Source organism: Pseudomonas sp. 382 (assembly GCF_002759075.1).
GTDB lineage: Bacteria > Pseudomonadota > Gammaproteobacteria > Pseudomonadales > Pseudomonadaceae > Aquipseudomonas > Aquipseudomonas vlassakiae.
The window spans coordinates 236,671-249,543 of record NZ_PEMX01000003.1 but is presented as its reverse complement, the minus strand read 5'-3'; the positions used below and the strand labels follow the sequence as shown (position 1 = coordinate 249,543).

Below are 12,873 nucleotides of genomic sequence, written 5' to 3'. Positions count from 1 at the left end.
CATCCTGCTTTGCCTGGAAGGTAGGGATCGTTGTCACGCTAATGGATCGTGACCGGGTGGTCTGACATGGGAAGCGGGGACAGGGTTGGATATGGGGGGCTTTTCCTGGCTTGGGATTTTCGGCGCCTGTGGTTTTCCTGGCTTGAGATCTTCAGCGGCTGTGAGATCGAGCGCCGCCCGCGCGGCGCATCGCGGGCAAGCCCGCTCCCACATCTGTTTCGGGCCAATCTCTCCTGTGAAGCCAACAGGGACCGCCTTGTTGGTATGGCGATGTATCTCGGTGGGCGCTGATGCCGCTCCACCTATCTCCAGTCATGCACCAAGGCGGATCCTGTTGGCGGCACAGGAGTAACTGGCCCGAAACAGATGTGGGAGCGGGCTTGCCCGCGATGCGCCGCGCGGGCGGCGCTCGATCTCACAGGCAACAAAAACCTCAAGGCGAACACCTTCCACAGGCCATCAAACCCTCAAGACAAACACCTTCCACAGGCCACCAACTCTCAAGGCGAACCATTCAAATCCGCCGCCGCTTCCCCCCCAGGCTCGGAATGGTCGTCTGCGGTATCACCACCGCCACCTGCTCCCGACTGGTACTGGCCGCCAGCCCCGCCAATGTCGGCTGGCTGAACAAGGTCCGGGCATCGACGTGCAACCCGGCCTGGCGCATGCGCGCCACCAGGCTCACCGCCAGCAACGAATGCCCACCCAGCTCGAAGAAATTATCCTCACGCCCCACCTGCTCGATCTTCAACACTTCGGTCCAGATCGATGCCAATGCGGTTTCCAGGTCGCCCTGCGGTGCCTGGTACTCCCGGCTGATCACAGCCTCTGGCCCCGGCGCCGGCAGGGCCCGGCGGTCGACCTTGCCATTGGGGCTCAACGGCAGTTCGGCCAGCGCGACGAACGCCTGCGGCACCATGTACTCGGGCATGCGCGCCAGCAGGTGGCTGCGCAGCACCTCCAGGGCGGGCGGCGGGCAGCCATCGCGGCAAGTGAAGTACGCCACCAGGCGCTCCTCGCGCATCAGCACCACGTTTTGCCCGATCACCGGGTGCGCCGCCAGCGCAGCCTCGATCTCGCCCAGCTCCACACGCAGCCCGCGCAGCTTGACCTGGAAGTCGTTGCGCCCGACGAAGTCCAGTTCACCGTCCTGGCGGTAACGCACCAGATCGCCGGTGCGATACAGCCGGTCGCCCTCGACAAAGGGGCTGGCGATGAAACGTTCGGCCTGCAGCTGCGGCAAGCCCAGGTAACCTCGGGCCACGCCAACGCCGCCAATGTGCAACTGGCCCACCGCCCCCAGCGGCACCGGACGGTCATGGGCGTCGAGCACGTAGAGGCGGGTGTTGGCGATCGGCCGGCCAATCGGTGGTGCCAGCGCGGGCAACGGTTCGAAGGGCTGCAAGGTCCAGGCGGTGCTGTCGACCGTCGCCTCGGTGGGCCCATAGACGTTGTGCACGCAGACCTTCGGCAGGCATTGGCGAATGCGCTGCAGCAGCGCCAGGGTCAGCTCGCCACCGCCACAGAACAGGTCGGTCAGGCTGCTGCAACGCTCCACGCCCGGCTCCTCCAGGAACTGATGCAGCAGCGCCGGTACGAACTTCATGATCGTTACCTGCCGGGCCTGGACCAACTGCACCAGATAGGCCGGGTCACGGTGCCCGTCAGGCCGGGCCAAGACCAGCCGCAGCCCGGCCACCAGCGGCCAGAACAGCTCCCAGACCGAACCGTCGAAACTGAACGGCGCCCGCTGCAGCAACGCCCCGCCCGGCTGCGGCGGGCAGATCTGCGAGCCCCAGTGCATGAGGTTGCACAGGCCGCGGTGCTCGACCATCACGCCCTTTGGCGTACCGGTGGAGCCTGAGGTGTACATCACGTAGGCCAGCCGGGACGGCCCGAGTTCCGGCACATGCGGGTTTTCGGCACTGCACGCGTGCCAAGCGTCATCGTCAAGGTCGAGCATCGGCGTGACGAGCGTATCGAACAGCCCCCGCGTGGCCGCGTGCACCAGCACCACGGTGGGTGCGCTGTCATCGAGCATGAAGCGCAGGCGCTCGAGCGGATAGCCCGGGTCGAGCGGCACATAGGCACCACCGGCCTTGAGCACCGCCAGCAGCGCGACCATCATCGACACGCCGCGCTCGACGCAGATCGCCACCCGCGAATCAGCAACGACGCCCAACCCGATCAGGCGATGGGCCAGGCGATTGGCCTGGGCGTTGAGGGTGTAGTAGTCGAGGGCCGCGTCATCCGTTTGCACGGCCAGGGCCAGTGGGGTGCGCCGCACCTGGGCCTCGAACAGTGCAGGCAGTGTGCTGGCCAGCGGGCTGAGGCGGTCTTCGCTGCGGTTGAAGGTGTGCAGCAGACGTTCCAGCTCGTCGCCCGGCACGCTGCACAGCGTCGTCAAAGGGCTATCCATACCGTCGGCGAACTGGCGCAGGGTCGTCAGCAGGCTGGCCAGCACTCGTGGCGCGCCGACTGCACGGGGCGCTCGCAGGCCAAGCTGCAGCGCGTCACCCAGGTCGTCGACGCTCAGCACCAGGCCGTGGCTGAGCACTTCGCTGGCCTGCAGCAAGGTCACGCCCGGCAGCACCTCGCCGTGCGGCAAGGCGCCCTGGCGGTAGTTGATCAGGCCCTGGAACAGCGAAGTACCGGCGGGCAGCCCGCTGCAGCGCTGGGCCAGCAACAAGGGTGCATCTTCGTGGCCGAGCAGGCTGGCAAGCCGTGCATGGGTCTCGGCCAGGGCCAGGCTTGCCGGCCCCCCGGCCAGGTTGATGCGCAGCGGCAGGCTGTTGATGAACATGCCCAGGGCGCGGTCGGCGCCGTCACCGGCCATGGTCCGGCCCAGCAGCACGGTCCCGAGCATGACCTCGTCACGGCCCGACAAGCTGCCGAGCACCTGGGCCCAGGCCAGGTGCAACAGGCTGGCCAGGCTGGCGCCGTGGCGACGCGCCTGCTGGCGCAAGCGCTCGCTGAGCGCGACGTCCAGCGTGGCGCTATGGCTGTGCAGGTCGTTTTCGTCGACCGCTTTCCCGCCCAGCCCGGGGATCGCTGCCAGCGGCTCGACGCCAGCCAGCTGCTCGCGGAAATAGCTTTCGTGACGCGCCTGCCGTTCGGCATCGCCACTCAGTGCCACGTAGTCGCGGTACGGCACCGGTACCGGCAACTGCCCACCGCGCTGTTGCATGAAGGCTTCGAGTTCGCCCAGCAGCACCTGCAGGGAAACCGCGTCGTTGACCAGATGGTGGAAGCGCAGCAAGCCCAGCCAGCGGCCCTGGCCCGGGTCTTCGGCGGTGACCATCGCCATCATCGGTGCCTGGCGCAGGTCCAGCGGCCGCTGCTGCGGGTCGAAGGCCTGGCACAACTGCGCGCCCAGATCGCCCGACGCCGGTACAGGCCAGCTTTCCACTGGCAGGCGGGCCTGGCGCCAGACCACCTGCTGGGGCTGCTGCAGCCCTTCCCAGGCCAGGCTGGTGCGCAGGATGTCATGGCGCTCGATCACCTGTTGCAGCGCCTCGACAAAGGCCTGCAGGTGCGCGTGGCTATTGAAGGCAAACAGCACCTGCTGCTGGTAGGGGTCCCGGGCTTCGCTGACATGGTGGTACAGCAGCCCCTGCTGCAGCGGCGCGAGTGGGTAGATTTCCTGCACATTGGCGGCGCCACCCGGCACTGTCGCGACGATCTGCTCGATGGTTGCCTGGTCGAGCGTGGTCAACCGCAGCATCTCGGGGGTAATGCGCTGGCATCCCGGCTGCACGCCATTGGCGGGCACCGTTGCAATCTCGCCGACCACCACGGCAGCCGCCAGGCTGGCCAGGGTCGACTGGCCGAACAGCACCTGCACGTCAGCCTGCAGGCCTTGCTGGCGCATGCGCTCGATCAGTTGCACCGCCAGCAGCGAATGGCCACCCAACTCGAAGAAGTGATCCTGGCGCCCTACCCGCTCGACCTGCAGCAGCTCGGCCCAGAGCAGGGCCAGCCGCGCTTCGATGTCGCCTTGGGGGACCTCATGCTCGCGGCGTACTTTCGCGGTTTCGTCCGCCGCCGGCAAGGCGCGACGGTCAAGCTTGCCGTTGGCCGTCAGCGGCCAGCCGGCCAGGCTGACGTAGGCCACGGGCAGCAAGGTGGCAGGCAAGCGCTCGCGCAAGTGCTCGTGCAACGCGCGTGGCGTTACCGCACAGGCGCCGACGTACCAGGCCTGCAACTGCCCCTCGCGCAGCAGCACCACGCTTTCGCGCACGGCCACATGGCTGTTCAGCGCGGCTTCGATTTCGGCCAGCTCGACCCGCACGCCGCGGATCTTCACCTGGTCGTCGTTGCGCCCGAGGTATTCCAGGGTGCCGTCGGCCCGCCAGCGCACCAGGTCGCCGCTTCGGTACATACGCGCCCCGGGGTGCGCACTGAACGGGTCGTCGAGAAAGCGCTCGGCAGTCAGCTCGGGGCGGTTCAGGTAACCGCGTGCCACGCCATGGCCGGCAATGTACAACTCACCGACAGCGCCAAGGGGCAGCAATTGCTGCTGCTCGTCCAGCACGTACAGCCGGGTGTTGGCGACCGGCCCGCCAATGTGCAGCGGCTGCCCGGCCTGCACTTCGCCCGACGTGGCCACCACGGTGGCTTCGGTGGGGCCGTAGTTGTTGACCACCCGGTAACGGCGTTCGCGGGCCAGGCGGCGCAGGCGGTCACCGCCGACCAGCAGGGTCTGCAGGGTCGGGTGCAGTTCGCCCTGGGCGAAGGCATGTTCGGCCACCGGCGTCGGCAGGAAGCTCACGTCCAGCGGCTGCTCGCGCCACCAGTGCAGCAAGGCGTCGATGTCTTCGCCGCCCTCGCGTACCGGCGCCAGGTGCAGGGTCGCGCCGCTGCACAAGGCTGGCCAGATTTCCCAGGCCATGGCATCGAAGCCGAAACCGGCCAGGCTCGACTGGTGGCGGCCCGGGCCAAGGTGAAAGGCGTTGCAGTGCCAGTCGACCAGGTTGGCCAGCATGCGGTGCTCGACCATCACGCCCTTGGGCAGGCCCGTGGAGCCGGAGGTGTAGATGACATACACCAGATTGCCCGCTGCCAGCTGTGGGACGGCGGGCGCCTCGGCACTCGGCGCTTGCCAGGTGCAGCGGTCCAGTTCGATCTGCGGCAGGCCGTGGGCTGGCAGGCGTGCACTGAACCGGGAATGGGTCAGCACCACGCACGGCGCGCTGTCTTCAAGCAGGTAGGCCAGGCGTTCCTGCGGATGCGCCGGGTCGATCGGCACGTAGGCGGCGCCAGCCTTGAGCACCGCCAGCAGGCCGACCAGGGTATCCAGCCCACGCTGGGCCACGACGGCAATCCGCAGGTCCGGGCCTGCGCCCAGGCCGATCAGCCGCCGCGCCAGCTGATTGGCGAGGCCGTTCAGCTCGCCGTAGCTCAGGCGCTGGCCACCGTGCACGGCCGCCAGCGCCGCTGGCCGACGCCTGGCCTGGGCTTCGATTCGTCGGTGGATCAACAGCTCCGGCTGCCCCTGGGCAATCGCCGCCTGGTGCCAATGCTGCAGCTGCCGCTGTTCAGCGGCCGTTATCAGGTCGAAATCGGCGGCGCTCAGCGCGGGTTGCTCCAGTCCCTGCCGCAACACGTGCAGGAGCCGCTCGGCCAAGGCGGCGACCTCGTCCTTGCTGAACCAGGCCAGGTTGTGCACCAGGTGCAGATGGGCCTTGCCGCTGTGCAGGTTGCTGCGCAGGTGCAGGCTCAGGGGCGTCGGTTCGTGGCTGTTGCAGATCATCACCGTATGGCCGCAAGCGCCGCCAAAGCGCAGCGCGTTGCCATCTTCTTCATAGGACACCATCAGTTCGAACAGCTGCGGCCGCTCTTCGCGCAGGGCGCCAAGCGTGCGGTTCAACTCGCTGAGGGCGTAGCGCTGGTGACGAAAGTCCTGCTTGAGTGCATCGCGAATGCTGCGCACCAGTTCGGCAAAGGACTGGCTGCGGCCAAAATCCATGCGCAAGGCGCTGACCTGGGTAAACAGCCCGAGGGTCGACTTGAAGCGCGCGCTGGCACGGTTGCGCACCGGCACGCCGACCACCCACTGGTCGCGCTGCCAGGTGCGGGTGCAGCACACGTGCATTGCCGCCAGCAGCACGTGGAAGGCCGACGCCTGCAGTTCGCTGCCCAGTGCGTTCATGCGCGCCAGCAGCTGGCTGTCGAAGGGCAGCTCCAGGGCCGCGCTGGGCTCACCAGCCGACAACCGCCCGCGCTCACGCGGCGCCAGCAAGGCATCGGGCAACTGCTGGTACTTGCCCAGCCAATAGTCACGGTCACGCGCATGGCGTGCCGACGCCTGGTATTGGCTGTCGTCTTCGACGAACTCACGGTAACCGGGCGCGCTTTCCGGCAAAGGTGCGCCCTGGCCCAGCAGGCCATAGTAGTCGGCGATGCATTTGAACCACAGGTCCACACCCCAGCCGTCGAGAATCAGGTGATGCGCCTGCAGCGCCAACAGGTAGCGCTGCTCGCCAAGCCTGATCAACTGCGTACCCCACAAGGCACCGGCGCCCGGTGCAAAAGGTTTTTGCATAAAACTGTCGAGCAACGACCGGGCGGCGGCCATGGGGTCTTCGACACCGCGCAGGTCATGTTCGGCTAACGCCACCGTCAGCGTTTCGGCAAAGCACTGACGCGGCACGCCCCCTTGGCCCTCTGGCGCCAGCAGCACCGTGCGCAAGCCTTCGTGCAGCGCCACCAGGTGCGCCAGCGCCTGGCGCAACCGCGGGACATCCAACCCACCGTCGAACTCGACATAGGCGCCGATGTTGTACAGCGGCGAATCGCCGTGGCCGATCTGGTCCAGCCAGATATCACGCTGGGCAACGGTCAGGGCAAAGGTTTCGGCGGCAGGCATGGGGGGGCAGGTCCTTCTTGGCTTGATCATCCGCGGATTCAAGCACCCCCTCCCCGCACTGTATGGCCCCTTAAACCCGGACAACCGGAGCGTGTATCAAAAGCTGCTGAAAAGCCTGTAGGAAATCAACCATAGCGTGCCGCCCTTGATGGCTTACGCCCACGCCATTCGGCAGGAAACGGGCGCGAAACGTCAGGCTAATGACGCCAATTGACCGGCTGGTCGGGGCGTATTGCGCATTCGCCACTGTTTCATGCCCCACTCGCCACGTCGTCTTTGATGGCATTTTCTGTCCCGGTTTTCCATTACAGACGCAGCCCCCGCTGCGGGCTTGAATACCGTCACCTACCCCGTCATCCGGAGCCCTCGACTGCGCGACCACCCGCCGTAACGCTTTGAATCAAGGAAGAAAGGATATGAAGCTGACTGCCAGCCTCGCACACCGCCCCGACCCTCGGCTGTACCTGCAACTGGGCGAACTGATCGCCAGTACCGGCGCCGAAGGCTTCGCCGCACAGATGTTATGCCTGGTCGATGCCCAGGTACCGGTCCACAGGCTCGAGCTGAGCGAATGGACCCTGGACCCGCGCCAGGCCCGTATCAGCCACATCCGGCTGCTGGGCAGTGCCGGCCTGGAGCAGCAACGGCCGGGCAGCGAACCACTGCGCCACCCGTTGCTGCAGAGCATCATGCAGATGGACGACCCGCTGCTGATCGAGTTCAAGGCACCGCTGGACGCCCAGCATCCCCACCAGTGCCACCTGGTGTCGTGCAGCGGTGACCGACGATGGGTCATCTGTTTCCATCGGCTGCCAGACCAACGGGCGTTTTCTTTGGCTGAACTGTCACACCTGAAGAGCCTTTCCGACACCTTGCTGCCACTGGTCGAGCACCATGGCCAGCTGCTCGGCCAGGGCTTGCCGCGCCGCGTCGGCTCGCCCCTGGCCGACGTTGAAGCGGGGTCGTTGCGCCACTGCTTTGGCGAGCGTCTGGTCCAGGAAGCCGTCAGGCTTTCCAGCCGTGAAGAGGAAGTGTGCCTCGGCCTGCTGACCGGCGGCACGGTGCCGGAACTGGCGCAGAAGCTGAATGTGAAAAACAGTTCGATCGAAACCTACCTCAAGCGCGCCACCGCCAAGCTGGGGGTCAGTGGCCGCCATGGGCTGGCGAAATGGATGGCCGGCGCCTGACCGTACGAGAGCCCCTTGATGCCCCGACATGCCCTTTCCCTGTGCGCCGTACTGCTGTGCGGCTGCTCCCTGGTACCGGACTATCAGCGCCCCGCCGCCCCTGTGCCCGAGCAGTTCCCGCAAGGCCCGGCCTATCAGGGCGACGCGCTGGCGCGCCAGCACGCCGAGGACTGGCGCCAGGTGTTCCAGGACCCGGTGCTGCGCCAACTGATCGACCGCGCGCTGGCCAACAACCGCGACCTGCGCGAGGCTGCACTGAACGTCGAGGCCTACCGCGCCCAGTACCGCATCCAGCGTGCCGACCTGCTGCCTAAGGTGTCGGCCGATGCCCAGGGCAAGCGCCAGTACCTGCCCCGTGGCATGACCGGTACCGACCAGGGCATGATCAGCTCGACCTACGCCGCGACGCTGGGCATCAGTGCCTACGAACTGGACCTGTTCGGCCGCGTGCGCAGCCTCAGCGACCAGGCGCTGCTGACGTACCTGGCCAGTGAAGAGGCGCGGCGCAGCACTCAGCTGAGCCTGGTGGCCAGTGTAGCCAGCGCCTACCTGACCTGGCGGGCCGATCAGGAGCTGCTGGTGCTGTCGCAGGAAACCCTGGCCGCCGACCAGCGCAGCCTGCGCCTGACCAGCGCCCAGCGCCGTGCCGGCACGGTATCGGCGCTGGACCAGATCCAGTCGCGCACCAGCGTCGACAGCACCCGGGCCACGGTGGCGCGCTACCAACGCCAGGTGGCCCAGGACCTCAACCAGCTGACCTTGCTGGTGGGTACGCCGGTGGAGGGCGACCTGGCCGCCCTGCCCCTGGCCGACGAGCAGATCGCCGGGCTGCCAGCGGGCTTGCCTTCAGACCTGCTGCGCCGCCGCCCGGACATCGTCCAGGCGGAATACCAGCTGCGCGCGGCCAACGCCAACATCGGCGCAGCGCGGGCGGCGTTCTTCCCCAGCATCAGCCTTACCGCCAACGCCGGCAGCACCAGCCCGCAGCTGAGCGGCCTGTTCGACGGCGGCAGCGGCACCTGGCTGTTCCAGCCTCAGATCAGCCTGCCGATCTTCACCGCCGGCAGCCTGCGCGCCAGCCTGGACTATGCAACGTTGCAGAAGGACATCCAGGTGGCGCAGTACCAGAAGGCCATCCAGGGCGCGTTTCAGGAAGTGGCCGATGGCCTGGCGGCACGGGCGACCTACCAGCGGCAGTTGCAGGCCCAGCGCGAGCTGGTGGCGTCGAACCAGCGTTACTACGACCTGGCCGAGCATCGCTACCGCAATGGCGTGGACAGCAGCCTGACCTTTCTTGATGCCCAGCACTCGCTGTTCACCGCCCAGCAAGGGCTGATCAGTGATCGTCTGGCGCAACTGGTGGCGGAAGTGAACCTGTATGCCGCACTGGGTGGGGGCTGGCAGGAAGCTGCAGAGAAGCCTCGCTAGGGCTTGGGCCGCGCTCGGGTGCTCGCAACGAACGGGGTCTAGACTGTACAGACCAGATGACATGGCATGAACCGGGGGGCTGCCACACGTGGAGGTGTGCGATGAGCCAGTTCAAGCGTCTGTTCGTCATGCTCGGCCCGCAAATGCGCCATACCCCGGCGCTGCAGCGCGCGGCGGCGTTGGCCGAGTCCAGTGGTGCCCTGCTGGATATCAACGTGTTCGTCGACGATGTCGACACCTTTGGCCTGATGAGCGACGGCCGCGAGCGTGAGCGGCTACTTGGCGACAACCGCCAGTGGCTGGCCGACGAAGCCGAGCAACTGGGCAACGCCGGGCTCGATGTCTCCACCGAACTGCTGTTGACCCGCGACCCGCTGGGCAGCGTGCTTGAACGCATCGAACGGCTCGGTTGCGACCTGCTGATCAAGGACGTGCAGCACGAACCGGTACTCAAGCGCTTGCTGGTCACGCCGCTGGATTGGCAATTGCTCAAGCAAAGCCCGGTGGCCGTGCACCTGGTCAGCGACATCCGCCTGCCGCTGCCCCGGCAGATTGCGGCGGCGGTGGACCTCAACTGCCTGGGTACCGGCGAGCATCTGGACGATCAGGTGATCCACAGCGCCCATGCCCTGGCGCTGCAATGCAACGCTGAACTGCACCTGCTGCATGTGTGCGATGCGGCCAAGACCCATATCGCCGACTTTGGTGCCGGCACCGTCACCATGCCAGGCTTCGATGGCAGTGTGCGCACGGCGCAGCGGGCGGCGTTCAACCGGCTGGGCGACCACCACCAGATTCCGCTGGAGCGACGGCATTTTGTCGAGGGTGCGGCGATCCGCGCGATTGCCCAGTTCGTCAGCCACAGCCGGGTCGATGTGATCGTGATGGGCAGCCATCGGCATGATGCGATGCAAACGTTCCTGGGTGGAACCACGGCGCATGTGCTGGAGCATCCGTTGTGCAATGTGCTGGCCATAAAGGGCGCTCGCTGAGCGTTCGGCTGCCTGAACCGGCCTCTTCCCGGGCGCGCCGGCTCCCACAGGTATACCACCAGCCTGATGGGCTGCGGGGCCGCTGTGGGAGCGGGCGTGCCCGCGAAGAGGCCGGCCCTGCCAAGTGCACGGTATCTGGCACACCAGCTCTAATTAAAAAGAATGCATTTGATAATTATTCGTAGTAGTTTCTCAGCGCTTCCCCCACTCCCCCTCAGCGCCCTACTCCAGGATCGTACCGTCGATGCGTCGCACGTTCGTTTCGCTTTGTTTGCTTCAAGCTATCTCCCCGCTGGCCTTCGCCGAGCCCGAGCCGCTCAATGACCCGGCCCAGATCGAGCTCCAGGCCCTGAACATCACCAGCAGCGCCGACAGCGAACGCGCCGATGGCCCGGTGGATGGCTACAAGGCCACCCGCTCGGCCAGTGCAACGCGCACCGACACCGCCCTGCACGAGACCCCGCAATCGATCAGCGTGGTGCCCAGGGATGTGCTTGAAGACACCGGCGCCACCCGCCTGCAGGATGGCCTGGACTACGCCGGTGGCGTCGGCCGCGCCAACAACTTCGGCGGCCAGGGCCTGACCACCTTCACCGTGCGCGGCTTCACCACCGGCGAGTTCTACCGCAACGGCTTCCCGATCAACCGCGGCTACCCCAACGCCCCTGACGCCAACACCGTCGAGCGCCTCGAAGTGATCCGCGGCCCGGCCACCAGCCTGTATGGCCGTGGCGACCCCGGAGGTACGTTCAACGTGGTCAGCAAGCAGCCGCTGGCCGAGCCCAAGGTGACCCTCGGCAGCCAGTTCGACGACCAGGGCATGCACCGGGCAACCCTGGACGCCACCGGCCCGCTGAATGCCGATGGCTCGCTGGCGTATCGCCTGAACATACTGGGCGAAGGTGGCGAAAGCTTCCGCGACGATGTCGAAAGCGAGCGCTATGACGTTGCACCGGTGATCAGCTGGCAGGTCAACGACGCCACCAAGGTCATCTTCGAAGGCGACTTCATGCGTAACAACCACCCGCTGGATCGCGGCCTGACTCGCCTGCCTGGCCAGGCCGGTACGGCCTCGCGCGACACCAACATCTGGGAAAAGGGCAGCGACAACCTGCTGCACAACGACAACAACATGGCCCAACTGCGCTTCGAGCACCTGCTCAACGACAACTGGACCCTGGGCGGCGGCATGCAATGGCTCGACGGCTCGCTCAAGGGTAACGCCGTGGAAGCCAACGGCCTGCAGGCCGACGGTCGCACCCTGGGCCGCAACTTCAACTACCGCAAGCTGGAGTGGACCGACCGCGACTACCAGCTCAACCTCACCGGCCACTTCGACACCGGCGGTTTCGCCCACACCCTGCTGACCGGCATTGAGTACGAAGACTACGACTACAACTCGATCATCCAGCGTTCGGCCGCAGGTACCGGCGCCTACCCGATCGACATCTTCGACCCGGTGCTGGGCCAGCCGCGCCCTGCCCTGACCCGCACCACCACCCATGACAAGGAAAACCTCAAGACCTGGGCGGCATTCATCCAGGACCAGGTGGCCCTGACCGAGCGCCTGAAAGCCCTCGCCGGGGTGCGTTTCGAGCGCTACGAGCATGACTACGACAACAAGCTCAACAATGCCGGTGACTTCAACAAAGGCGAGAACGGCGTCACCCCGCGCCTGGGCCTGATGTACGACCTGACCGACAGCGTTGCCGTCTACGCCAACACCGCGCGCTCGTTCAAGCCCAACAGCGGCGCGAGCCTGCAAGGCACGGGCTTTGACCCGGAGAAGGGCAAGTCATACGAGCTGGGCGTGAAATGGGAAGCGCTCGACCGCCAGCTGAGCGTGGACGCGGCGATCTACCACATCGTCAAGGAAAACGTGCTCACCCGAGACCCGAACGACCCGACCGGCACCTACAGCGTCGCTGCCGGCGAAGTGCGCAGCCGCGGCCTGGATATCAACGTCGCCGGCAACCTGACTCCGCAATGGCGGATGATCGGCGGCTACGCCTATGTCGACGCCGAGGTGACCAAGGACAACAGCCTCCCCACCGGCACTCGCCTGGCGAACATCCCGCGCAACAGCTTCAGCCTGCTCAACACCTATGAGTTCCAGGATGGGCTGGCCAAGGGCCTGGGGCTGGGAGTTGGCGTGAAGTATGTGGATGACCGCGCCGGGCAGACGGCGGCCAGTACCTACACCATGGAGCGCTACAGCGTGGTTGACTTGCTGAGCTTCTACAAGGTCAACGAGCACGTGCGGTTGAACCTGGACGTGAAGAACCTGTTCAACAAGGGCTATGACGAGGGTGCGTTCAACACCTATGTGTACCCGGGTGCGCCGCGCACGGTGCAGGCTGGGGTTGCCTACACCTTCTGAAATGACAGGGGGCCGCCT

Annotated in this window: 5 protein-coding genes; 4 read left to right on the top strand and 1 reads right to left on the bottom strand. The window is 66.4% G+C overall.

Annotated elements, in window-relative coordinates:
• Window positions 1-514: 514 nt before the first annotated feature.
• Window positions 515-6,868, bottom strand: coding sequence for a non-ribosomal peptide synthetase (locus CQW31_RS05940; protein ID WP_099814048.1), 6,354 nt, complete (start codon window positions 6,866-6,868; stop codon window positions 515-517).
• Between the two features lie 416 nt (window positions 6,869-7,284).
• On the opposite strand from CQW31_RS05940, the gene CQW31_RS05935 reads away from it, so the two are divergent.
• The 4 genes from CQW31_RS05935 to CQW31_RS05920 all read left to right on the top strand — a co-directional run bounded on the left by CQW31_RS05935 (window position 7,285) and on the right by CQW31_RS05920 (window position 12,855).
• Window positions 7,285-8,055, top strand: a complete 771-nt coding sequence (locus CQW31_RS05935) for a helix-turn-helix transcriptional regulator (protein ID WP_099814047.1) — start codon at window positions 7,285-7,287, stop codon at window positions 8,053-8,055.
• Between the two features lie 18 nt (window positions 8,056-8,073).
• Window positions 8,074-9,483, top strand: coding sequence for an efflux transporter outer membrane subunit (locus tag CQW31_RS05930; RefSeq protein WP_099814046.1), 1,410 nt, complete (start codon window positions 8,074-8,076; stop codon window positions 9,481-9,483).
• 101 nt (window positions 9,484-9,584) lie between these two features.
• A complete protein-coding gene (locus tag CQW31_RS05925) occupies window positions 9,585-10,475 on the top strand; it encodes a universal stress protein (RefSeq protein ID WP_099814045.1) in 891 nt (296 codons plus the stop codon).
• A gap of 244 nt (window positions 10,476-10,719) precedes the next feature.
• Window positions 10,720-12,855 carry a TonB-dependent siderophore receptor gene (locus tag CQW31_RS05920; RefSeq protein ID WP_099814044.1) on the top strand — a complete coding sequence of 712 codons (2,136 nt, stop codon included), beginning with the start codon at window positions 10,720-10,722 and terminating at the stop codon, window positions 12,853-12,855.
• Window positions 12,856-12,873 lie beyond the last annotated feature (18 nt).